Source organism: Curtobacterium sp. 320 (genome assembly GCF_031455235.1).
Taxonomy (GTDB): Bacteria; Actinomycetota; Actinomycetes; order Actinomycetales; family Microbacteriaceae; genus Curtobacterium.
The window spans coordinates 34,446-55,911 of sequence record NZ_JAVDSI010000007.1 but is presented as its reverse complement, the minus strand read 5'-3'; the positions used below and the strand labels follow the sequence as shown (position 1 = coordinate 55,911).

25 protein-coding genes are annotated in these 21,466 nt (G+C 65.9%); 8 read left to right on the top strand and 17 right to left on the bottom strand.

Features of this window, described 5'->3' with window-relative positions; translation table 11 throughout:
- Positions 1-181: 181 nt before the first annotated feature.
- From J2X60_RS10930 to J2X60_RS10915, 4 genes are all read right to left on the bottom strand, one after another.
- The gene (locus J2X60_RS10930; protein ID WP_309887385.1) at positions 182-988 is read right to left on the bottom strand and encodes an isocitrate lyase/phosphoenolpyruvate mutase family protein; all 807 of its coding nucleotides are present in this window, start codon (positions 986-988) and stop codon (positions 182-184) included.
- A gap of 121 nt (positions 989-1,109) precedes the next feature.
- On the bottom strand, positions 1,110-1,421 hold the full coding sequence (locus tag J2X60_RS10925; protein WP_309887384.1) for a YciI-like protein: 312 nt from the start codon (positions 1,419-1,421) through the stop codon (positions 1,110-1,112).
- 24 nt (positions 1,422-1,445) lie between these two features.
- Positions 1,446-1,784 carry a GNAT family N-acetyltransferase gene (locus J2X60_RS10920; protein ID WP_309887383.1) on the bottom strand — a complete coding sequence of 113 codons (339 nt, stop codon included), beginning with the start codon at positions 1,782-1,784 and terminating at the stop codon, positions 1,446-1,448.
- A gap of 54 nt (positions 1,785-1,838) precedes the next feature.
- Complete coding sequence (locus J2X60_RS10915) at positions 1,839-1,997, bottom strand: hypothetical protein (protein WP_309887668.1); 159 nt, start codon at positions 1,995-1,997, stop codon at positions 1,839-1,841.
- Between J2X60_RS10915 and J2X60_RS10910 the strand changes: the two genes are divergently transcribed.
- Positions 1,954-2,589: a TetR/AcrR family transcriptional regulator gene (locus J2X60_RS10910; protein WP_309887382.1), complete on the top strand. Its 636-nt coding sequence runs from the start codon at positions 1,954-1,956 to the stop codon at positions 2,587-2,589. The genes J2X60_RS10915 and J2X60_RS10910 overlap by 44 nt on opposite strands.
- Before the next feature lie 143 nt (positions 2,590-2,732).
- Positions 2,733-3,380: a GNAT family protein gene (locus J2X60_RS10905; protein ID WP_309887381.1), complete on the top strand. Its 648-nt coding sequence runs from the start codon at positions 2,733-2,735 to the stop codon at positions 3,378-3,380.
- Between the two features lie 73 nt (positions 3,381-3,453).
- On the opposite strand, the gene J2X60_RS10900 is transcribed toward J2X60_RS10905, so the two are convergent.
- The 3 genes from J2X60_RS10900 to J2X60_RS10890 all read right to left on the bottom strand — a co-directional run bounded on the left by J2X60_RS10900 (position 3,454) and on the right by J2X60_RS10890 (position 5,404).
- A complete protein-coding gene (locus tag J2X60_RS10900) occupies positions 3,454-3,954 on the bottom strand; it encodes a GNAT family N-acetyltransferase (RefSeq protein WP_309887380.1) in 501 nt (166 codons plus the stop codon).
- A gap of 74 nt (positions 3,955-4,028) precedes the next feature.
- The gene (locus J2X60_RS10895; RefSeq protein ID WP_309887379.1) at positions 4,029-4,571 is read right to left on the bottom strand and encodes a GNAT family N-acetyltransferase; all 543 of its coding nucleotides are present in this window, start codon (positions 4,569-4,571) and stop codon (positions 4,029-4,031) included.
- Between the two features lie 311 nt (positions 4,572-4,882).
- Positions 4,883-5,404 (bottom strand): MarR family transcriptional regulator, encoded by a 522-nt coding sequence (locus J2X60_RS10890; RefSeq protein ID WP_309887378.1) that lies wholly within the window; start codon positions 5,402-5,404, stop codon positions 4,883-4,885.
- A 254-nt stretch (positions 5,405-5,658) separates the two neighbouring features.
- On the opposite strand from J2X60_RS10890, the gene J2X60_RS10885 reads away from it, so the two are divergent.
- Positions 5,659-5,862, top strand: coding sequence for a hypothetical protein (locus J2X60_RS10885; protein ID WP_309887377.1), 204 nt, complete (start codon positions 5,659-5,661; stop codon positions 5,860-5,862).
- An 811-nt stretch (positions 5,863-6,673) separates the two neighbouring features.
- A complete protein-coding gene (locus J2X60_RS10880; RefSeq protein WP_309887376.1) occupies positions 6,674-6,829 on the top strand; it encodes a hypothetical protein in 156 nt (51 codons plus the stop codon).
- Positions 6,830-6,897: 68 nt separating this feature from the next.
- Here the strand turns inward: J2X60_RS10880 and J2X60_RS10875 are convergent, their stop codons facing one another.
- Positions 6,898-7,239 (bottom strand): hypothetical protein, encoded by a 342-nt coding sequence (locus tag J2X60_RS10875; RefSeq protein WP_309887375.1) that lies wholly within the window; start codon positions 7,237-7,239, stop codon positions 6,898-6,900.
- 1,522 nt (positions 7,240-8,761) lie between these two features.
- Here J2X60_RS10875 and J2X60_RS10870 point away from each other — a divergent pair.
- The 3 genes from J2X60_RS10870 (at position 8,762) to J2X60_RS10860 (ending at position 12,772) form a co-directional block, all read left to right on the top strand.
- Complete coding sequence (locus tag J2X60_RS10870; RefSeq protein WP_309887374.1) at positions 8,762-9,532, top strand: hypothetical protein; 771 nt, start codon at positions 8,762-8,764, stop codon at positions 9,530-9,532.
- Between the two features lie 1,698 nt (positions 9,533-11,230).
- Positions 11,231-11,887, top strand: coding sequence for a DUF2188 domain-containing protein (locus J2X60_RS10865; protein WP_309887373.1), 657 nt, complete (start codon positions 11,231-11,233; stop codon positions 11,885-11,887).
- A gap of 258 nt (positions 11,888-12,145) precedes the next feature.
- Complete coding sequence (locus tag J2X60_RS10860) at positions 12,146-12,772, top strand: hypothetical protein (RefSeq protein WP_309887372.1); 627 nt, start codon at positions 12,146-12,148, stop codon at positions 12,770-12,772.
- A 58-nt stretch (positions 12,773-12,830) separates the two neighbouring features.
- Here J2X60_RS10860 and J2X60_RS10855 read toward each other — a convergent pair whose 3' ends face one another.
- The 9 genes from J2X60_RS10855 to J2X60_RS10815 form a co-directional block, all read right to left on the bottom strand.
- Complete coding sequence (locus tag J2X60_RS10855) at positions 12,831-14,123, bottom strand: hypothetical protein (protein WP_309887371.1); 1,293 nt, start codon at positions 14,121-14,123, stop codon at positions 12,831-12,833.
- A 224-nt stretch (positions 14,124-14,347) separates the two neighbouring features.
- The gene (locus tag J2X60_RS10850) at positions 14,348-14,926 is read right to left on the bottom strand and encodes a hypothetical protein (protein ID WP_309887370.1); all 579 of its coding nucleotides are present in this window, start codon (positions 14,924-14,926) and stop codon (positions 14,348-14,350) included.
- A 109-nt stretch (positions 14,927-15,035) separates the two neighbouring features.
- Positions 15,036-16,451 carry a HEPN domain-containing protein gene (locus J2X60_RS10845; RefSeq protein ID WP_309887369.1) on the bottom strand — a complete coding sequence of 472 codons (1,416 nt, stop codon included), beginning with the start codon at positions 16,449-16,451 and terminating at the stop codon, positions 15,036-15,038.
- Between the two features lie 131 nt (positions 16,452-16,582).
- On the bottom strand, positions 16,583-17,611 hold the full coding sequence (locus J2X60_RS10840; RefSeq protein ID WP_309887368.1) for a hypothetical protein: 1,029 nt from the start codon (positions 17,609-17,611) through the stop codon (positions 16,583-16,585).
- Positions 17,611-17,865: a hypothetical protein gene (locus tag J2X60_RS10835; protein WP_309887367.1), complete on the bottom strand. Its 255-nt coding sequence runs from the start codon at positions 17,863-17,865 to the stop codon at positions 17,611-17,613. The genes J2X60_RS10840 and J2X60_RS10835 overlap by 1 nt, the downstream gene beginning before the upstream one ends.
- On the bottom strand, positions 17,862-18,719 hold the full coding sequence (locus tag J2X60_RS10830; protein ID WP_309887366.1) for an antitoxin VbhA family protein: 858 nt from the start codon (positions 18,717-18,719) through the stop codon (positions 17,862-17,864). Before J2X60_RS10830 ends, J2X60_RS10835 begins: the two co-directional genes overlap by 4 nt.
- A 35-nt stretch (positions 18,720-18,754) precedes the next feature.
- On the bottom strand, positions 18,755-19,030 hold the full coding sequence (locus J2X60_RS10825) for a hypothetical protein (RefSeq protein WP_309887365.1): 276 nt from the start codon (positions 19,028-19,030) through the stop codon (positions 18,755-18,757).
- Positions 19,030-20,070: a hypothetical protein gene (locus tag J2X60_RS10820; protein WP_309887364.1), complete on the bottom strand. Its 1,041-nt coding sequence runs from the start codon at positions 20,068-20,070 to the stop codon at positions 19,030-19,032. Before J2X60_RS10820 ends, J2X60_RS10825 begins: the two co-directional genes overlap by 1 nt.
- The gene (locus J2X60_RS10815; protein ID WP_309887363.1) at positions 20,051-20,653 is read right to left on the bottom strand and encodes a hypothetical protein; all 603 of its coding nucleotides are present in this window, start codon (positions 20,651-20,653) and stop codon (positions 20,051-20,053) included. The genes J2X60_RS10820 and J2X60_RS10815 overlap by 20 nt, the downstream gene beginning before the upstream one ends.
- Before the next feature lie 514 nt (positions 20,654-21,167).
- Between J2X60_RS10815 and J2X60_RS19050 the strand changes: the two genes are divergently transcribed.
- Entirely contained in the window at positions 21,168-21,434 is a 267-nt protein-coding gene (locus J2X60_RS19050; RefSeq protein ID WP_396127789.1) for a helix-turn-helix transcriptional regulator, read from the top strand.
- Positions 21,435-21,466 lie beyond the last annotated feature (32 nt).

Below are 21,466 nucleotides of genomic sequence, written 5' to 3'. Positions count from 1 at the left end.
TAGACGGCCGTGACTGCCAGCACGGCCAGCCGTTGCGTCCGGTTGCCGATCGGCCACCGAGACCTTCACCATCCACCTTCGGACCGGCCGAGGCAGACATTCGACGAGCGAAGACGACCAACGTCAGTCGACGCTGGGCCTCTTCCTTCGAATGCCCGCCAGGCGCGAGTCGCTGGCCTCGTCAGAACAGCGAGTTCAGCTCGCCGTAGTCGACGGCCGACGCCAAGGTCCCATACGTGCCAGCAGTCAGCAGCTCGGTAGCGGCCGATCGAGCAATCTCGTACGCGGCCTGTGCCATGCCCGAGCCGACGCTCACGCGGGCCACTCCGAGTTCTGAGAGCTGCGCGGTGTTCGGGGAGCCGGGACCGACCATCACGTTCAGCGGGCCGTCGATCGCCCCAGCCAGCGCCCTGATCGTGTCGGCGTCGCCAACTCCAGGTACGAAGACACCATCTGCTCCTGCTTCGAGGTACCGGTGCGCCCGATGGAGGGTCTCAGCGAGGCGCTGCTCCGGCGCGACCAGGCCGGCGAGGTACACGTCCGTCCGCGCGTTGATGAACATCGGCACCCCGGCACGATCCGCTGCACGTCGAGCCGCGCCGATACGAGCTGTCAGCTCGGCTGGGGGCAGTGCGCCGTCCTCGATGTTGATGCCGACCGCGCCGGCCTCGAGAACTGCGTCGACCGTGTGCTCCACGCCGGCTGCGTCATCGGCGTAGCCGGCTTCGATGTCAGCGGTAATCGGCACGGTCACCGCGTCAGCGATCCGAGAGAGGGCCGCGACGGCCTCATCGCGCCCGAGCGCGTTACCGTCCGCATGACCGAGCGACCACGCGACACCTGCGCTGGTGGTAGCGATGGCTCGCGCACCCGCGCTCTCGACAAGTCGGGCGCTTGCTACGTCCCAGGCGTTGGCGAGAAGGAGCGGGTGTGCGGGGTTCTGGTGGAGCGTGTGGAAGGCGGCGGCCTGCGTGGTTCTGTTATTCACCTGCTCAGTTCATCCGAGCCGTGGGTCCATTTCTGGCGGATATCGGACGACGCGGTCAGCGCTACTACGGTCTCGATAGCCGATGGTGAACCGATACGGGCCCCGCCCGCCCGCGCCTTGGTCAATCTGGCCGAACGGGGGTGGAGGCTGCGGCTCCGACGACGGTGGTCCAGGGCTTCGCAGTCCATGCTTCGACGAGTCCGCCGGTGACGTACGGGTCGGTCTCCGCGAAGGCGCGAGCGCGCTCGAGGGCGCCGTCCCCGGTGAACACGATGAGGGCACTGAATGGTCCGTCGCCGGTACCGACGGCTCCGCCGAGGAGGAGCTCACCACGCTCCGCCGCAGCCCACGCTGCAGTGAGGTGTTGCTGGCGGAACGCGTCGCGACGCTCCAGGTAGTCGTCGACGTAGGTGTACTCGAGGACTGCGTGCATGATCCTTCTCCGATCTGGTCGTGTTCAGAGCTCGAGAGCCCAGGTCTGCTCGTCGACGGCGGTGCCGAAGAGCAGCGCCGGGGTCTCCGACTCCAGATGGAAGCCTGCCTGCTCGTAGCGTCGCCGCGCAGCCGTCAGGTTGGACGACGTCCAGAGGGTGAGTCTCCGGTACCCGGCCCTCAGAGCGAACGCGAGGGCTTCGTCGATGAGCCGGGTCGCGACACCGAGTCCGCGGGCACCGGGAGACACGAGCAGGACGCGCAGCTGCGCCGTCTCCTCCTCAGCGGACGGCGCGACCATGACGGATCCCACCCGTTCGTCGTCGACTTCAGCGATCAGCGTCGTCTCCCGTTGTGGGTTCACGGCGGCGCCGTGGGCTCCGACGATCTGCGCGACGAAGGCCTCGAACTCAACACCCTAGCCGAACTGGGCGGCGTAGACCTCACCGTGGGCCTGGACGATCCACCCGAGGTCGCCGGGCTCGCTCGCAGCCCGGATCGTCACGGTGTGGTTGATCGCCGTACGCATCGCGATGCTCGCTTCCTCCGCCGACGCATTCACGGCGGATCGTTCCACTGACACAAGTGTGTCAGTGCAACGGTACGCTACTCGAGTGACCGAGCGACCGCGAAACCCGTCCCCGCGTGAGCAGGAGCTCCTGGATGCCGCGTACGTGTACGTGCTCGAGCACGGCCTCGCAGCCACGTCCCTGCGCCCGTTGGCTGCTGCGATCGGATCGAGTACGCGGGTGCTGATGTTCCTGTTCGGGAACAAGGACGGTCTGATCCGTGCGATCCTGGCGCGTGCTCGTCGCGAGGAACTCGATGCACTCCGCTCGGCTGCTCCTGCTGACGCCGACTTGGCGACCACGACGCTGGCGCTCTGGCGTTGGCTCTCCGCCGAAGCGCACCGGCCGGTCCTTCGGCTGTGGGTTGAGTCGTACAGTCGGTCGCTGGTCGATCCCGACGGTCCGTGGGGCGGGTTCGCCGAGCAGACCGTGAACGACTGGCTCACGCTCCTGGACCGGGGAAACCCCGGGTCGCGGGCCGAAGCGACAGTCGCACTCGCTGTTCTCCGAGGTGCTCTCTTGGACCTCCTCGCGACCTCGGATCAGACGCGCACCGACCGCGCGATCACGGCTTTCACCGAGTCGATGGCCCAGCCCTGAGAATGATCTGGAAAGCGCCTCGCCTGATCCCAACAATCGATCGGTCACCGGGCGCGGCGAGAGAACAGATCCAAGGGGCGCTACTCAGCGGCCGGGCGCGTAACACGCCTTGCTGCAGTGACCGGCGCAGGTAGCGTCCCGGTATGGAACTGGAGAAGCTGTGGCCGCTGTTCGGACTCGAACTCCGAACCCCGCGGCTGGTGTTGCGTCCGGTGCGGGACCAGGACCTCCCGGCCCTGGCACAGGCCGCTCTTGATGGCATCCACGACCCGGACCGCATGCCGTTCGGTTTCCCCTGGACCGATGCGTCACCGGAGGAGCTGCCGCGGAATCTCGCGATGCACCAGTGGCGTCTGCGCCAGGTCTCCCCGCAGAACTGGACGATCCAACTCGCCGTCATCCTTAACGGCGAGGTGATCGGGGCACAAGACCTCGCCGCGTTCAACTTCGCGGACCGCCGAACTGTGAGCTCCGGTTCCTGGCTGACACGACGCGCCCAAGGCAACGGCATCGGCACCGAGATGCGCGCCGCCCTCCTGCTGTTCGCCTTCGACACTCTGGGTGCCGAGTGGGCGGAGTCGAGCGCTGCGGCCTGGAACACCCCGTCACTGACCGTCTCCTACAAGCTCGGCTATGAGCCGAACGGGGTCACGCGGGTATCACCTCGGCACGGGCAACCGGTCGACGAACAGCGCGTCCGCCTCTCCCGCGGCGCCTTCAAGCGCCCGACGTGGAACCTGCAGACCATCGGCGATGAATCCGTTCTCGCGCAGCTTGGCATCACTGCGTAGCAGGACGGAAGCGCCGCCGAGCTGCAGCTGGAGCGAGTGCGCTGACGGAGCCAGCCGTCCGATAGCCGATCGGCTATCGGACACCGAATCGGGCCCAGGAGTCGGCGGGTAGCTCCGGCTGGCCCGGGACGGCGTGGTGCTCGAACGTGCACGTCGGGTCGATTTCGGTCGCGACCGTGTGCCAGAATTTCGCTGCTACTTCGTTGCGGTCCTGGTAGGCCACCGCCCATCTCCCCGGGTGCGCCGCGGTCAGTTCCATCACGGCGGCACGTCCGATGCGAGAGCGTCGTGCTCCGTGCGCGATGAAGAAGCTACTGATGATGTGTTCCTCTTCGTGGAGGCCGCGGAGGACCGCGAGTCCGACCGGGTGCGGTCCGAGGTGCATTACGTGTGCCGACCAGCCCGGCTCCGCAAGGCCGGCGTCGAGTCGTTCTTGGCGGAAGCGGCCGCGCTCATCGGGGAGCGTGCCGGTGAATGCGGACATCTCGTGCCGGAACATGGTCCAGAGCTGTTCGAGCTGAGGGCGGTGTCGTTCGTCGGCGGTGGTGATGGTCAGGGGCGATGGGGTGCTCATACAAGAAAACCTCCGCCATGGTCGGCGGAGGTTTTGTCGCTGACAGTATATCGCCCCGTCCGGCTCCCGATCCTTCAGCGATGCAGCTCGGCACGCTCCGTCTCGGTCGAGATCCAGAAACGTTGGAACACTCGTCCGGCGGCGTCGGTCACCTCGTTTTCGAACCGGCCCCCGTTGCCCTCGATAACGCGGCGGGACCCGAGGTTCTGCGCCTCACAGGTGAGCAGCACTTCTAACAGTCCACGTCGGTGAGCGATGCGTAGCACGCCCTGGAGTGCCTGACTTGCAATACCTCGGCGTCGGGCACTCGGCCTAACGCTGTAGCCGATGTGGCCGCCGTAACAGCGCAGGAAATCGTTGAACTCGTGGCGAAGCGCGATGCTTCCCAGGTACTCGTCGCCCTCGACCATCCAGTAGTAACTACAGGTGACGAACCCCTCACCCGCTGGGACGTCTTCCTCGGCACGCAGCTGCATCACCCACTCAGCGAATCCGCCTTTGGTCGCCAGCAGGGCTGCGTCACGGATGCCGGCACCGTCCTGGTGCGCACCCTCCCACTCGAGCATGGACTGCTGGAACGATCGGAAGAGCCGTTCGGACGGCCGCTCGAGCTGCATCCAGCGATCCTAGGGCTGTCTCAGTAGCCGATCGGCATACGGCCACCGAGTACAACGGGGTTCATGCGTCGAAGCCCAGTGATCATGATCTTCTCGTCCCGCTGACCGGCGTGAAGATGTTCCGATAGCCGATAGCCGATCGGCTACGGAACGCCCGTTTCGCTCGGGTGTCCGCTGCGACCCTGTCGAGCGGTCGAGCGGTCGAGCGGTCGAGCCGGTTGAGCTCTGCGCTGGGATCGGCCGCGTCCTCGTCCTCGCGATGAGGATTGTGCTCTGTGGGAGGCCTTGCCGCGGGTGAACTCGGGGCTCGGCTAGCCGTTGGACGAGGTGGCGGGGACGGCGTCCTGTCGAAGGGCATCCGTGAGGATGGACGCAAATCGTTGCACCGCCGTCAACTCATCCTCAGTGAGCGTATCGATGGTCTCGACCAGCGGAGTACGGACGTGACCGTAGGCGCGTGTCAGGTCCTGCTCCGCGGTGCCGGCGGCGGTCACGATGATGCTGCGTCGGTCCACCGGGTTGGGTTGCCGCTCTGCCCGACCGTCACGCACGAGTCGGTCGATGAGCTTTGTGACCCCAGCAGTCGACAAGTGCAGTAACCGGGCGAGTTGCGTTGGTTTCAGTGCTCGTCCATCACGGCGCGCGAGCACCAGATGTCGCAACGCAAGAGCATCAACGGGCAGCATGCCCAGCGCGCGCAGCGCCTGCTCGTCCGCGTCGTGGACGCTGTCGCCGAGGGCTTCCAGGCTCAAGATGGCCGCTGCACCAGCGGCGGTACGCGGCTGGTGCGCGAACAGATCAGACGTCCCAGGAGCCTGATTGTCGGAGGTCATGTCATCCCGTCTGTCGCATGGTGGACAAACCCATGCTCCCCGACCCCACCTGAGAACTCAAACTGAGTAAGTAACCAGCCAGGTAAGACAACTGTTGGGGCCACGACGCCACCGATCTGCGGTCGCGAAGATCAGAAGGAGCGACAATGTCAAATACGACAGGTAACCCCGCACGACACGACTCAGCCGTCCGGGCCACATGGAACGAAACCAAGTCCGCGCTCAAGACCACCGAGTTCTACGCCTGGTTGGTCGTGTCGATCGCGATCCTCATCGCGTCGGCGGTCGTCGACAACGCAGACGAGGGCCACACCGGATTCGGCGCCGATCAGGCCTGGCTGTACGTCGCGATCGTGACGGCCGCCTACGTCGTCAGCCGCGGCATCGCGAAGGCTGGTGTTCGCAAGCCCGACTGGAACGACGACGATCGCCGCGATATCAACGGGCGTTCGAACTGACCTCTGGGCACGAAACGCCCCACCGCTCCTAACCGATGGTGTGCCAGCGAGCAGCTGCTCGCCAACTCCCAACTGGCATCTGGGTGACTGTGGGCTGCTCCGATTCATCGGAACGGCCCACACCTGCGTGTACCGCCGACGGCGAAGCCAGAGCGCCGTGCGCAGCATCCGCGCCCACTGCAATAGCTCTGAACTTCGATCCACCGCCTACCCACAGGCGCTCATCGTCGACAATCAGCGCGTCGCAGCGATACGTCGGCCCGGTCCGGCACACGCTTCAGAAATCGCTGCGGAACGCCTCATTGCCGAGGCCTGCATGCGACAACCTGCGTATCGCTCTGATGGGGAGCACCTCGGGGAAAACAGGGACGACCATGGTCATGCATACGGGCTGTGCGCCCCTCCGCGGGGCGCATCGCCCGCACTCGCCCGAACGGCGGGCACAGAGCTGACCGCCAACCGATCAGCTACGAGGCATGCCGCCCGGGACGGAGAAGGACCTCGTCCGGACCGTCATCTGCGACGTCGTCGGGAATGTGCGCGGTGGACTGGTACTCGCTGCTGCCACCAATTGTCGCGCCGGGCAGATCCGCGTCGTGCGCGGACGCGGACGCAGGTGAGAGCGCTGAGGGCTCCGGATGGTGTTCTGCAGGCGGGTCGGTAAGTGCCACGCGTCGACGGTAACCCGTGGATCACCGGTTCGAAAGGCAAGAGCCGGTTCTGGCGGCGACGGCCCACGTCATGGCCGATTCGCTACCCTCGAACGGGGGGGGGCATGAGGACTCACGGGCAGTCGAGGAGGAGATCGACCATGAGCAGCTACACGAGTAACGAGAACGTCGAACCCGCCCGGATCGGCACAGTGAGGTCGGCCCGCAAACAGTGGCGCCGCACCGGCACGCTTGATGTGCCGACACCAGACGGCGACTTCTTCCGCGACGAGTCACCGGAGGCTGTGCGCTCCTGACACGAACGCGTTCAGGCACACGCAGCGCCGAGCTCACACGAACGTCGTAGACGGCGTCATAGTGCTGCCTACCCGACGGCCCGAGTGTCTCCGTCCGGGGTCAGGTCGGAGCGAGTATCGGCATGGATCGGCTCGCTGTGGCCGAACGTCTCCGCTGCGGCGCGGAGACGAGCGACGAACTCGTCGTTCTCGAGCTCAAGGTCATCTTCCTCAGCGTCTTCGATGACGAGCTCGCTGGCCGGCCCGATGAGCACCTTCGTTGTGGTCATCGTTCCGTCCTCGGCCACGGCGGGAATCGCGACGGTGTCGGCGCGATCGCCGCCAGCAAGTGCCGCGGCGTACTCGATGACAGCATCAGCGACGTCGTCGCTCGTGAGAATCGTGGAGTGGTCGTAGCGGATGTGCTTCATCGGTTGCTCCTTTCGCCCACCGACCCAACCGCTCCGAAGCCGGATACCCACTCAGCGTCCACCCGCCTCCACTTCCCCGACAGGCGACACCATCAGCAGTCACCACCACCAGCGCCAGGTCTCTCGGTGCCCGACGTACTATCAACGCACCGCAGCGCGGGCTAGGAGGCTCTGATGGGTGACGTTGATTACGACCCCCCCTACGGCGACGATGGTTTCGCCGACCCCAGGAAGCGCGGGTGGTGGAGCACCGTGGCCAGCGCCGTTGTCCGATCTGTGATCGCCGTGTTTTCAGGCATGCAAGGGCGACAGTGGCCGCGACAACTACCTCTCGACCCTCCAGAAAAGAACCGCGACTACCGCCCCTAAGGCGGCTCGGACCGCGAGGCGGAGATCGAGGAGCACCCTCAGATCCGACAGCAGGCCAGCGCCAAATCAAGTAATTGACGCCGCTCTGGCGGCGATCACCTAGTCCTGCCGATGGATGGGCATCGCGTCGCGGACACTCCGTACGACAACTCCGCATGCAGGGGGCCGGTGCGGGGTTAGGGTTGCGTCCACCTGAGCAGGTCAGGACCCAGGGAGGCGTTGCCGATCGGCGTTCGGGTCGCTGGTCGGCAACGCCTGCCCGCCCTACCTGACCCCGGCAGCCGCACCCCGCATCATCCGACACGGACCACCACCGCCGACGCCAGCCCCGAGACGCGAACACCACGGGACACCCCAACGAGCCAGCCGGACGACGAGCGAGGAACACCCGGCCAGCCCGCAACGCGGCCACTGCGCACGCAGTGAAGACGAAACAGTCGCTGCAGCCGGGGTCTCGGGCTACTACTGCCGCCAGCATAGAGACCACCACGAAACCCGCAACCCCCAGGCCGCCCTTCCTGAGCTGACTGCCGACCCTCCGACGCACCGCCCCAGTCACCCGCCGACATCGACGGCGCCCGCAGCGTGAAGTGCTCCAGGGACGGGCCGAGAGAGGATGAACGCTCGATCCCGGCCCGCTGGGAAGTGGTGAGCTTCCCGCCCGGACACCAGCCGCCTTGACAGCCCGATGCCCGCGCCCGACCGTACTCGGCGCAGAACCCACGGGCGGGCTCCCGAACGCGATCCGGATGCGCTGCCGCACAATGAGCGTCTCGAGAACCGATCGGTCACCGGCAGTTGTTGCCCCGACCGTTACACAAACATGATGAGATGAGTGCTGTCGACGGGATTCCTGATCCGACCCGTCCATGGGGAGTGGTCCTCCCCCGAGGCGGGGCCGCGCATTCGGGTTGCACGGCCCCGCCTCTCCCCCGGCAGCAACCCTGCTCCGGCACGGGTGTGTACCCGATGGGCGCGGGGAGAGCACCGCCGGTGAAACGGGCCACCGCCGGCCCTCTACAGTGAACGGCACCTGCGCCGGATCAGGGTCGCAGGTGAGTGGCCAGCCGCCCTCGTCGGGCGGCTGGCCACACTCGTCTCAGCGTCCCAGTGCGTCGACACGCGAACCGCGCCCTCGGGGACCAGGTGCACCGTGTTCGAGGTTCGATCGGCGAACACTCCGAGCGCACACCTCGCCGACCTCGGCGTCTCGATAGCCGATCGGCTACCGGACACCGATAACCGCGCTGCTGTGGTTGCCGACGACGCCATCCGCTTAACAGACGCCATCCGCTTAACACTCGGGAGCTGCGTCTGCCCTGTCTCACAACTGATCACCATGACGCGTGAGCCACCGAGCTCCTACGAGGCATGGCAAGGTGACCCCATGAACACAGGAGCCGATCGGTGGGGCGTCCCAGACACAATGTTCGGCGGCCCCATCCCCGACGAGTTCGCCGCAGCGATCGCCCGCGTCGCGCTCCTGTCCGCACTCGTGGAGAGCAAACTTCACGGGCTGCTCTCGACCGTCGGAACCGACCCGCAGAGCACGTGGGCCGGACGTCCCGCTGGCGCTGTCCTCGACGAGCTCGACCAGATCGCACGAGCGGGCATACCCGCTCGACGGTCAGCACCTCCGAAGCTCATTCACGCCCTCCGAGCAGAGGTCGCAGCCGCCCGTACGGACGCTCACACCCGCAACGAACTCCTCCACGCCGTCTGGCCTCTCCCCCTCGTCGATGGCGGTGTGGGGTGGAAACCACTCCCCCCAAACCAACGGGAGAACCCCGCCGCCTGGACTCGATCCGTCACGGGCGAGTTCCAACCCCTCATCATCCGGCTCGTCAACCACGTCAGCACCATCGAGACGCTCCGAGCCAGGGTCGAGGAACTCCCTCGAAACCAGAATCCCCCGACCCAGTAGTGAGTGCCGAGTCAGCTATGGGGCAATGATGCGTCGGTACGGGATCTGGATGGCGTGAACCATCGGCTCGCGTACGGCGGCCCTGATCGTGCTGACGGTCCTGGCGGCATCCACGCACTCGTGCCTTGCAACCAGATTGCCCTTCGCACGGCAAGGGGTGGACGTCTCGGGACAGCCCCTCCTTGCGGGTCCGATAGACGGTCCTTGATTGGGCGCTCCGCTCTCCTGGCCGCTGAGGCCTATCGACTTGCGTGAGTCTGGGCGCCCCGTCTCACATAGGTGGTCCGAGACCAGTCTCATTGCGCGTGCCTTATACGGCCGCGCCACAAGCGTCGGCGCTCCCTCCTACGATCCAAGCCATGAGTCGTCGTCGTTCGGGTCGTTGGGTACCGCCGCAGCCGTTCTCGTTAGAGGAAGCAGCACGCGGCCCCGATGCGCGTGAGCTGGAAGAGCCACTGCCCGTTTACGTCTGGTTCCAGCTTCCGGATCGGTTGATTCGCCGGGACGACGCGGTTGCTCGGAGCATGACCCGTGACGCGGTCTGGGTGGAAGCGGGTCGTGGCGAGACGAAGCTCGAGGCGTGGGTGTGGAGAAGTAGCGTCCGCCATCGAGTGGCGGAAGAGAGGGCGCGGGACCTCCGCTCGTAGGAGGGTGGTCAGAGCGGCACGCGGAGGTGCTCGTTCGGATCGAGGTCGTTTTCGTGGCAGCCAGACATATCCGGGCACCTGCTCTTGGACCTGCTCCTCGCGTGGAGGGCGGGGCGGAGTTGTGTCACGGCGTCGTTGGCGGTGGCAATCCGCAGGTCGACGTGCGCCGTCGCCACCCCTGTTGTGACGATGAGCTGGTTGCGGCGGGCCGCTCGACGGCGTGTACGCGCCGGTTGTGTCAAATGCGCATCTGCGTCGCCACTGCAGGCGCGGCTGCTCGCATTTGGCGGGCATCAGCAGCGGTGGTGCTGCCGCGGCGCGCCGCACCGGCGCGTCCGTGTGGATGCCGCCGTCGCAGTCGACCGTGGTGGGAGCGCAACGCCTTCACTAACTGGCGCCTGCCTCGTGACGCCGTTGAGGGCGTACGGCGCTCGTCGCGACACGCCGACCGAGCGTTGTCCACAGCGGTGCAGAGAGTCGTCCTGCGCATGTGGAGGAGTGTCGGTGGTGGCGTCCAGATTGGCGGTATTCCGGGGTACACCGACCTGTCCACGCTGCGGAGGACATTGTGGAGAACTACACGGCTGTAACACTTTCTCTTGTGGTCGGTCCCGGTGTCGGCCACTACATGTACCGTTGAAGCTGTGAGGGCGGTCACCCGCCCGAACAGCAACAAACCCCCGACCGGATCTTCCAGTCGAGGGCTGTCACTCCACACAGTTCGCGCCGAAGTTTCCTAGGCCCAAGCGCTCACCGTGTATTCGAACTCAGATTGGAGACGCCAGATGGTCACCCGCACCGGTTGAGTCTCACTGTACCCATCGGGACGGCATACACGTCATACGCCGCAGAACGATGCGGGTTTCTCTGCCACGTCTGGGCGTGTCGACATCGTCGACAACCGACCGCCGTTCGCACGTCGCCTCCATCACAGGAGCTGACGTCTCGCAGCCACGACTCCGTGGCTGAACCTCCTTCGTTGCCGACGTCCGGCAACACCTTTTTCGCAGCGACGGCATCGTCGCTGCAGACACGGAAAGGAGAGGGCACAGTGACCCTCCGTTTCAAGATCAAACCTGCCCGAAACGGCCAGTGGTCGTGGTGGCTCTACGCCGCGAACAACGAACTGGTCGCATGGGCCGGCGAGACGTGCGCCTCGCCCACGAACGCGCAGCGCGCTGCCACATCGTTCAAAACCGGGTCCTTGATGGCCCGGTACGACGTGTACCTCGACACCGGCGCAACCTGGCGGTGGCGGGCATGGCGTTCCAGCGACAAGGTCGCGGCATCCGGTGAAGCGTTCGCATCCCACGCGAACGCGCAGCGCGCCGCGCGCCGCGACGAACGTGCAGACGAACGCATTCGTCGCCGTCGGCGCGTAACCACAACACCCTCAGCGCGGTGGTCGGCGAGCAGCATCTCGGCGACCCCCCATCTCGCCGCAGTCGCGGCAGAACGGAACACAATCATGACGAACTCGAACGACCGACACGTCGTCCAGAACCCCAACGGCGGCTGGGACGTTACGGCACCCGGCGCGAGCCGCGTGTCCGCACACACGCCTACGCAGGCGGCAGCCATCGACCGGGGCCGGCAGATCATCGGCAACGCTGGCGGCGGCGAGCTGAACATCCACGGCCGTGATGGTCAGATCCGCGCGAAAGACACCATCGCACCCGGCAACGACCCGCGCAACATCCGCGGATAGCGCCTATTGCGGCGACTCGAGTGGCTCCGGCTACCCGTCGGAGCCACCCAAGTCGCTCCACCCCGTTCAAAGCAGCGTCACGCACCCCCTTGAAGGAAGATCGTCGTAGGTATTGATCGGCTCATCGAGCGTGGGGTGCCGGTGCTGCACCGTGTCACTGCCGATGTCCGTGATGGATCGTAGGGTGCTGCCATGCTTCTTCTAGCTTCAGGCGCAGACCCCGTTCTCGTCCCGACATGGGTCGGCGCGATCGCAGCGGTGCTCGCGGCCGCACTGGCCGGCTTTGCGCTCATCCCCGCAGCCATCCAGGTCCGGCAGAACAGCAAGCAGATCGCAGCCGCCGCGCTCCGCGAGGCGCAGGACAGCGAGGACCAGACCCGGCCCTACGTCGGAATGGACGTCGTACCGAGCATCGCCGGCGGCGGATCCTTCGACCTCGTCATCGAGAACTTCGGACGCACCACCGCGCGGAACATCCGCATCAGACTCGCAGACTCCGTCTTCGGTGCTCAGTACCAGGACGACTCCGTCAGCGCAGCGCTCGCTCGGGTATTCGCCAAACCGTTCGACCTATCACCCGGCGCCCGACGCCGGCTCTTCTGGCACCTGCCCGACGACCCGAAAGCTCAGCCACGTGGTGCCAAGGGAGCTCCAGCAGCCGACACCGTCATCGCCACGTATCAGTGGCAGCCCGGAAGCGACCGCGAAGCCCAGCAATACGAAGAACGCTACCCATACGACCTCACCGACTGGCCGACGATCATTCCACGGCCGTACACCGGAGCAGACGCGCAAGGATCAAACGACGACCCGAACAAGCACCTGCGGAACATTGCGCACGGGATCCGCGCTGTCGCACACCACGCTGGCGAGCAGCACCGGTAGCGAGCGAGATGTGAGCGCACACCGGGGAGCCCTCTGGTGAGACCGTCGCAGCCGCACGTCACGCCAAGCGCCAAGCCGACTGCACATCGTTCGCGATCGCGTTCTTCCGCCAAGTCTTCAGCTGGATGAAACGCCGGTGACTTGTGTCGAAGAGGTGCAGTACCGAGCGCTGCGGCTGGTGAACCCACGGCAGCTGCGGCAGACGGTTCTCGCTCAGCGGCAGCCGGTTCACCTTCCGATGCAAACGATCCGCTGCCACGACCAAGTCCCGTCCCGTCCGGAGATCAAGGACGCGGCCGACGTTCCGCTCTATCCTCAACCACGTGCGTGCGCTCCGCTCGATGACCGGCACGTGGAGTAGGACGAGGAGTTTGACGCGCAGACCCTGCTCGATCGCATCGAGGACGACGTTGCCGCCATGACTGTGCGCGTAGACCGTATCGAGCGCGCTGAGGCCGTACCGAGCACACCACCGCAGCAGATCCGCTGTTCCTTGCGCGCGGGCGGCGTCGCTTAAACCCGCAGTCCAGCGCGGGTAGTCCTGTCCAGCGTAGAGGTTGCGTGAGGCGTAGCTGCGGACGTGATTCGAAAGCGGTGACGACGGCGCGTACCAACGCTTCTGCGCAGATGTGAGCCGCGCGAACGTCCCGTGCAGCATCACACTGCATGACGCGGGATCGCTGTCGGCGCCGGCATCGGGCGATCGATTGCCGTCGTCGGCTACGTCGTCGTGGTCCGCATCGAAGTCATCCGCTGTCTCGTCGGGACCAGTGGACGCGTCGACGATGACGCTGCCGATCGCTGACACGGTGGCGTTTGACGAGCGGCGGGCCGTCTGAAGGATGACCTGCACGGTCTCCTCGTCGGTCCGGCCCAAGGAGTGCAGAACCGCGGCCGCGACGGTACGGACCAGCTCGTCCGCATCGCGTAGCGACTCGGTCAGCAGCGTTACTGCTGACCGAGCTGATGAAAACGACGCGATGTTGGCAAGCAGACGATTCGCGGTCGACGGTACGTCAAACTCGGATGGAACGTCGCCGAGTGGGCGAGTGAGTATGTATTCCTGCGGCGTCTGGTCCGCTGCCAGCCCGTACTGCGGGCCGGACGGCGCCGGGCGCGGTAGCAGGCCCAGTGCCGCTTGCCGTAACCAGTCAAGTGATCGTGTCCTCGCCTCGGTCGTCAAGGGCCGTGGTAACGGCGTCGCCCGGAGCAGCGGGTCCTCGGGACCAACGAATCCCGCCGGCGGCAGACCGGAGAGCGCATAGCCGATCAACATCAGCTGCGTACCGCGCACCTCGGCAGCTCGGTCTGACCAAAGCCTCGCAACCCCGCTGTCGTCCGCTTCTGCCATCTGCAGCGCCCCCTATTCCGGGACCTCTCGTCGTCCCACCCAAGCACTGACGGTAGCGCCCTAAACGCCCATCCGGGGATCCCCCATCCAGGCCGCAGGCAGTCCTGCAATGAGCCTTGTGAACTGTGAACCGCACCTGGCTATCTTTCGCCAGCCCGCCCTGGGACCGACCGGGTCCAGACGCGACAGCGACGACGTCGCTCACGCTGAAAGTCGTTAGACGTTCAGCTGCGGGCAGCGTCGCTTCGCTGGGATCTGACGTCGTCGTCCGTGCCACGCTCCGCACCGACAGGCGGTCTGGCCACGGGCTCAGGCTCGGGCTCGGGCTCGTCGGGAGGGTCCGATTCGAGGTGTCTCCAATTGCGGATGAGCCGGTAAATGAAGCGGATGAACAGCCCTAGGAGCCCGAGCGCTGTGCCGACGAATCCGCCCGACAGCGCTGACCGTGCCGTGTCCGCAGGCGCAACAGTGACGATCAACCATGCTCCGACGGCCAGCAGCAGCACTCCGAGCGTGAAGACGCCGGTGACGACACCGAGGGCAGCCCAACGGCGTGGGGAGAGGGCTTTACGGCGAACTAATGCCGCTAGCGCGGCGGCTTCTTGCTGCTGATGGGTAGCAACAGCTTCCGTAGCTGGGTGGTCCGCACCGAGCACCGTCAGGCACTCTTGTGCGGCGCGGATCGCCTCGACGCGACGACGAGGCGCGCGCTGCGCGGCCACTGAGCGGACACCGGAAGCCGCGGCAACGAAGAGAGCCCCGGCCGCTCCGGAGACGATGAACTGCACTGCGATACCGCTCACCGGCGAACCAAACGCATCTGGACGAGGATCACATCGGAGGGTCGCACTCTCGCGCGCCTTCTCGGTTCAGGTTGAAGCACCAGGTGCATGGCGGGAGCTCTCGGCGTGCTCACTTTTCGGACTGCGCGAACGTGGTGAGCGACTTGAAGAGGCGTTGATCGAGATCGGTAACGGTCCAAGGTTCGTCCTCGCCAAGGTGCGACTGCAGGAGCGATCGCAACAGCAGGACGGCGACGGCCCACGCGGACCACGCTTCGCCTTTCAAAGTGATCCTTGAGTTCTTCGGCTCTGTGCCGTGCACGATTTTCGACCGGTGGTTGTACACCTTCTTGAGGACGTCGTACGCGAACGCTGCGTCCATCCTGTCAGCGAGAGCGGTCGCAGCACGCAGCCCCATACGGTGCACCAACTCGTCGTGTTCCTCCCCAAGGAGTGCTTCGATCCCGATGCAGGCGTCGAGGAGCGCGTCATCGGGATGTGGTCGAAGTGATGCTTGCCGCAGTCGCCGTGCTGCGAGTTTTGCGCGAGCGTTCGTGGAACGTAACCGAGGAAAGACCTCGGCTGCGCGGTAGCAGCGTGCTGCGCTGATGGTCTTCGGCGCGCGACTCCAACCGTGATCCGCCAGAGCTGGAGGTAAGCGCGAGGCGATAATTGTGTTCTCAATCGGAGGAAGATCGCTCAGCCAACTGTAGGCCCAACCGCGTGGTCGAAGCGCCACCTGGACGTATCCGAGTTGTCGTTCTGTTGCGATGTCCAGTGCTTGGAAAACCTCGTCGATCTCGCTTATGAATGGTGGGTCGTTGTCGAACCGGATTCGCCGCGGGAGCGGACCGTCGGAGTTGTCGACCTCACGATTGCGGAGGACCACCGCGTGCGTTGCTGCCGACACGAGGTACGCGTTGATGCTTGAGTTGCGGTCAACGGCTCGTGCTCGTTGAGTGGGTTCGTCGAGCGCTTCGACCCACACGTCGTCTCCGAGGTGCAGCGGTTCGTCGATGTCAAGCTGCGTCAGCGTGATCGGCACGACCACGTCAACGGGCAGCGTGTCCGCTAGGAGTGCTCGTTCGTGCTCTCGGTACACCGTCTCGACGGGGAGGCCGGTCGCGTACACCCGCTCGGCAATCGTTGCGACGATCCTGGTCGCATCAAGTGTCTTGAACACGCGTGCGATGGCCGCGTCGTCCGGGTTGATGCCTGCGCCTGAGATGCGTGCGCACAAATCACCGTCAGCGAGGACGAACTCGATCATATCTTGAAGCTCGGCAATCTCAGACGCGTCGAGTCTGGGCTTACCTTCCGTCCCTCTGTTCGTGAAAAGACTCATTACGTCCATCGGACCGTCGGTGCTGTGCACGAAGCGACTCTTGCTGATAGATGGCCATCCATGCTCATTGAGCCGGTACTCGGGTACTTCCTGGCGTGTAACGTACCCGGGGGTGGTCGCGATCTCGGGAAGGAGCGCCGTGACCGCGTTGACGGCGGCGATTGCCCGGGTAGCGAGTTCCCGATTGATGGCGTCCTGCATGCCCGAATCTTAAGGTCTGACACTGTCATTCCTCCAATCTCGGCAGGCGCGCAAGGATAGGGGCATGGGCGCAGCGACGACCCTCGTTGACGTGGCCTTCTGCCGGCTGCGCACCTTCGGTCGAGGCGTCGTTAGTCCGGCAAGTTGTGCCGAAGGTCGTATCCGGTGTCGGCGAGGAACTGCAGCCGGTTGCGGACTTCTTCGAGTGATGCTGCGTCGTCGTCGTTGCGCATGTCGGCTCGCAGCAACGTGTTGGCGGTGATGATGTCGTCAGTGCGGTCCGTGTAGCCGGCCGCTGCTGCGGTCAGGAAGGTGGTGGGATCGGCGGGTCGAACCAGCTCGGTGCCCGAGTAGCCGACGGTGTCCGGTTCGAACCCGAGCGAGCCCATGTCGACCTCGTGTTCGGTGAACGCGACGAGCCGGTACGGCATCTCTCGTTTGCTGATGGCCGGGTAACCGGGCCGTTGGGAGATGGCGCGGCCGGAGATGCGGCAGCCAGCGCTGATGAGCCGTTTCGCCTGCTCGACGAGCGGCGCGTCCGATGTCCACCGCGTCCTGACGCCGCCGGGTCCCGGGTAGCAGGCGATGGCGAAGTCGACGAGGCCACCGACTTGCCGTGATTCCCATCCGATGTCGGTGCGGTGGACGCGTTTGCCGAGCCTGGCAAGGGCGTCGTCGACCTGCCCTGGCGTGAGTCCTGCGCGGACGAGGCCGTCAAAGGTGGATCCGTTGACGGCGAGCATCCGCGCAACGGCGAAGGTGATGTAGATCGGCGCTGCGTCCTTCCACCGGTCGTGGCTGCCGAGGACCTGTTTACCGTCGACCCATACGCGTCGTCGGTCGACGTCGACGAGGAGGACCGTTGTGGTCTGTTCGGCGAGTGCGATCTGTGTCGTCGTCACCGTCCGCGGCGCCAGCAACAGCATTTCCGCGGGCACAGCCGGCTCGTCGCGTGGTCTCTGCGTCAGGGTCGGGAATCGTGCGCGGCGGCCGTCGGCGAGGCGGATCGTGTCGTGCGTCTCCACGACCGCGGTGTGTCCGGCAACCTTAAGAACGGCGAGAGCGTCAGTGAGGTCAGTGGTGTCGCCGAGCCCGTACGGCATGGTGATCTGCGGCCGACCACCGTAAGCGGCGGCGACCCATTCGAGTGCGGGCCCCATCAGCTGCGCTCCTCTGGAGTGTCGGGGCGGATGAGCGCCACGATCCAGCCCGCCTCGGTTAGGAATGGGTCCCACCCGTCGCGGGTGTCGCCGGGGGCGGGTTCGATTCGGTAGGTGGCGGCGTCGCCGCTGCCGTGGACGATGACCTGTCGGAGTTCGGTGTCGGGTGGGTCGCGGAAGTACATGTGACCGTGGACGCCGTGCAGGTCGAAGGCGACGTTGATGAGGAACAGGTCCGGACGGTGGGTCGTCATCGCCACTGCCGTCCGCGGAACAGGGCGACGATCATTGCGAGCGGCCGCCCCTGCTGAATCCAGGTCAACGGCGTCAGCGGTTCGTCGTCGACTTCAAGGAAGGTGCGCGGTGTGGTCATGAACTCGGTCATGGCCGCTGCGTCAAGCAGCGGCTGCGGTGCCGCGGCGAGGAGGACGTCGAGGCCGGGTAGCAGACTGGACGGGTCGCCGAACTCGGGCAGGGCCGGTTTCACGAGTTGCCAGTCGGGGATGCGTTCTTCGCCCTCGAGGTCGAAGCTGAGGAGTCGATTCGACCCGAACAGCTCACCAACGTCATCGATGGTGACCTGTAGTGCTGCGGCGGCTTCCGCTTCGGTGAGGGTCGCATCGAGCAGGTGCCGGCGGATGCGGGCCTGCGTGTTCCGCCACCAGTCCTCCGGAACATCTGCCGGGTCGACTGGGGAGTCGGAGCCGCGAGTGAGTTGCCGGCCGTCGTCGGCGTAGGCGCTGAGCTGCTCCCGGGTGACTTCCCCGCGGGCGTACCTCCACAGCTGTGACTGCCAGGGCATGTCGTCGGGGAACCCTTCGAGGTAGCCGGAGTGGATGACCGCCCGGACTGCTTTCTCGCGTCTGGCGATTTCGGAGGCGGGGATGAGGATGGTCTGCACGATGCGGTTCGCCTCTCGTACCGCTGGCACGTTCAGGTCCGACAGAACCGCGTTGGTCCTGTCATAGAGCTCGTAGCCGGGTCCCGTGTCGATGGCGCGGACCATGATCTGCGTCAGATGCGCATCCGGGTTGTCGGTGTCCTCGAGGAGCAGGTTGCCCCAGAGGATCCGGTCGTTCGAGAGATGCAGCGACACCAGACGCATCATCAGCAGGTATCTCCAGTCGGGGGGGGGCGGGGCCGTCAGGGTTGCGGGAAGTCGGCGGGGGTGCGACCGATGCGATCGGGTGCGTAGCGGAGGATGAACCGCATGATCCGGTGCGCCTCGACCATCGCCGGGGGCGACGGATCTTGCTCGTCTGGGTCGACGCTGATAAGCCGAAACCAAGGCGGTTCGTCGGTGTGGTCGATGAGGACGGTTGTCGGTGCTTGATCGGGGTGGTCGGTGTCGGTGAACATCACGGATCCGAAGAACCGGGTGTCGTCGAACGCCAACGTCAGCGACAGCAGCTGCAACATCAGCCCGTTCCGTCCTCGTCGCCGCTGTCGGGGTGCCAGCGGAGGTCGTGGGCGAGGTCGGATCGGAAGCGCAGCAACTGCCGCAGCCCGTTCACCGCGTCCGTATTCGCGTCGTCGTAGCTGTCGGCATAGATGACATGCGCGGTGATGAAGTCATCCGTGCAGCACCCCTCGGCGGTGAGGATCGTGGTGTCTTGCGGGATGACGACCGTCACCGTGATGTCGTTCGCGGTGGCGGGCTTGTAGCCGACTGCCTGCATGTCGGGGTGCTGGGCGAAGAACGCTGTCAGTCGGTTTGGTGGGACGAAGACGCCGGTTTGCTGCGCCGCCCACCGGTCCGACATCAATCCACCGAGACCGATGAGCTGGTCTGCTTGGTCGTCGATGGTGTCGTCGCGTCGCCAGGAGGTGCGGATCCCGCCCGGCCCCGGGTACGCGGCGAGCGTCCAGTCCACGAGCTGGCCCAAATCGGCTGCTTCCCAACCGCGCTCGGTCGACACGACGTGATCTCCGAGCGTCCGAAGCACCTCCGAAACCTGCTTGACCGACAGGCCGGTTCGCGCTGCGATGTCGGCGGTGCTGCCGCCGTGCATCGTGACGGTGCGGGCGACGGCGAACACGTTCCGCCATCCCGGTGTCGCGTCGCGCTCCATCGATGAGCCGTAGACCTGCTTGCCGTTGGCCCAGACGCGTTGCCGTTTCCCGTTCACGACCACCAGGTCCGGGTACCGGCGCGCCAACGACAGGACACCACCTTCGGACCCGCCGGGCAGGACGATGAGGTCCTCGTCACGTTCGGCCGGCGTGCCGTCGTCGTTGATCGTGGCGGTCGGGTTCGGGGTGGACAGGAACCCGGACCGGCCGTCGTCGAACCGGAGCCTGTCGAACGCCTCCACCTTCGCTGGCATCCCCGCCGCCGCCAACGCCACCAGCGTCTGAGTGATGTCAATCGTCCACCCGAGCCCGAACGGCAACAACAAGATCCTCTGGTGATGGCGGATGTCCTGCACCCACTGCCGGTCACCCATCAACGCCACCACCGTCCGGCTCCGACGGCCGGTCCGAACCACGTCCGGCCAACCGTGGGTCGTCCTCGGAGAGCCGCTCGAGCCCCAGCCCGGACGCGTCGAGGATCGCGTTCTCGGACTCCTCAGTGGCGACGAACGACCCGATCTGCGCGTTGACCGCGACAAGCGTCCCGATCCGACTCCGCGCATCCAACACCACCGCAGCGACCTCCTCAGCGGTGCAATCGGAGGTCAGCTCCGGCTTCGACGGGTGGAGCGCGGGGAACTCGAGCCGCTGCACCGGTGGATGCCACGTCACCCCGACGCGCAGCACCCGACCATCGTCGTCGTTGCGGTAGAACATCGACCCGAAGGGATGACCCTGGTCGAGGGTCAGCTCGGCACCGTAAAGCGTCCAACCGGCGGCAGCGTAGGACGGGTCCCATCGCGTGACCGGGAGGGCGCCGATGCCCATCTTCAGACCCCCGATGACCGCTTGGCCTTCCTGAACTTCGGCGTAAAGCGCTCGGAGGTCCGGGGGCGGTGATTCGCGCATGAACGAGATCGGTAGCCTCACCAGCCGGGTCCTTGAACCGCCGTCTGCGCCCGGCGTCACAGCCGCTCCCCCGCCTTAACCTGCGGAAGTCGAGCTGCCCCGGGAAGCGGCTCGACCCGAGCTACGGGCAGACCCTCCACGGTCAGCACCACATGCCCGTGGCCATGCACGAGAAGCACCCACTCGACTGGATGAGCGCCGAAATCCGTCGCGTCGACGTACCGCACAGGAGGCTCGTCCGCGGTACCTCCCCTCGTCATAAGGCGCCCGCGAAGACGACCAGGCCGACACGGCGGCGCAGAGGCCTCCTCGTTAGCGTGTTCGGGTGAGGCACATTGCCGACGTCAACGAATCGTGCGGGATCCTGAGCGCCGCCGAGCCCTGCGATGCGTGCCGGCAGTGCACAAGCGCTCCACCGCGAACCTGCGGTGTGCACGACCTCCGGTGGCGTGCCTGGAGCGTCGTACCGACGCATCGATGCGGCGCTCGCCCTGTTTGCAGCACGTATTGCCATGCTCGACAAGATAGCGAACATTTGTTCACTGCGCTCTGGCAGTTTTCACGACAGCGTCGAATGGTGCCAGATCGCAGCGAGCCGAACCTCCCGGCACTTCGCCTCGCGGTGCAGCAAGCTCGGCACGAGGCAGGTCTGAGCTGGGATGAGCTAGCGGCGCGGTCTGGCCTGCAACGGCGAAGCGTGCAGTATCTCGCTTCCGGCGAGCGGACGGGGTCGCTGACGGCATGGTGGAAGCTGGCACAAGGACTTGGGCTGCGCTTCGGCGACCTGGTCGAGGCCCTCGACGCCCCGGACGCAACGGACGAGGTAGTCGTCGATCGTTGACAGTAGTCGACTCGGGCCCGAACCGTGGGACG

What these genes read in the sequence shown, in the direction of transcription:
- J2X60_RS10875 (WP_309887375.1), bottom strand. Translation starts at nt 7,239, where the DNA reads ATGAAGCACATCCGCTACGACCACTCCACGATTCTCACGAGCGACGAC.
- J2X60_RS10835 (WP_309887367.1), bottom strand. Translation starts at nt 17,865, where the DNA reads ATGACGACCCACCGTCCGGACCTGTTCCTCATCAACGTCGCCTTCGAC.
- J2X60_RS10830 (WP_309887366.1), bottom strand. Translation starts at nt 18,719, where the DNA reads ATGATGCGTCTGGTGTCGCTGCATCTCTCGAACGACCGGATCCTCTGG.
- J2X60_RS10840 (WP_309887368.1), bottom strand. Translation starts at nt 17,611, where the DNA reads ATGGGGCCCGCACTCGAATGGGTCGCCGCCGCTTACGGTGGTCGGCCG.
- J2X60_RS10855 (WP_309887371.1), bottom strand. Translation starts at nt 14,123, where the DNA reads ATGGCAGAAGCGGACGACAGCGGGGTTGCGAGGCTTTGGTCAGACCGA.
- J2X60_RS10890 (WP_309887378.1), bottom strand. Translation starts at nt 5,404, where the DNA reads ATGACCTCCGACAATCAGGCTCCTGGGACGTCTGATCTGTTCGCGCAC.
- J2X60_RS19050 (WP_396127789.1), top strand. Translation starts at nt 21,168, where the DNA reads ATGGTGCCAGATCGCAGCGAGCCGAACCTCCCGGCACTTCGCCTCGCG.
- J2X60_RS10905 (WP_309887381.1), top strand. Translation starts at nt 2,733, where the DNA reads ATGGAACTGGAGAAGCTGTGGCCGCTGTTCGGACTCGAACTCCGAACC.
- J2X60_RS10845 (WP_309887369.1), bottom strand. Translation starts at nt 16,451, where the DNA reads ATGCAGGACGCCATCAATCGGGAACTCGCTACCCGGGCAATCGCCGCC.
- J2X60_RS10900 (WP_309887380.1), bottom strand. Translation starts at nt 3,954, where the DNA reads ATGAGCACCCCATCGCCCCTGACCATCACCACCGCCGACGAACGACAC.
- J2X60_RS10825 (WP_309887365.1), bottom strand. Translation starts at nt 19,030, where the DNA reads ATGTTGCAGCTGCTGTCGCTGACGTTGGCGTTCGACGACACCCGGTTC.
- J2X60_RS10895 (WP_309887379.1), bottom strand. Translation starts at nt 4,571, where the DNA reads ATGCAGCTCGAGCGGCCGTCCGAACGGCTCTTCCGATCGTTCCAGCAG.
- J2X60_RS10880 (WP_309887376.1), top strand. Translation starts at nt 6,674, where the DNA reads ATGAGCAGCTACACGAGTAACGAGAACGTCGAACCCGCCCGGATCGGC.
- J2X60_RS10925 (WP_309887384.1), bottom strand. Translation starts at nt 1,421, where the DNA reads ATGCACGCAGTCCTCGAGTACACCTACGTCGACGACTACCTGGAGCGT.
- J2X60_RS10910 (WP_309887382.1), top strand. Translation starts at nt 1,954, where the DNA reads ATGCTCGCTTCCTCCGCCGACGCATTCACGGCGGATCGTTCCACTGAC.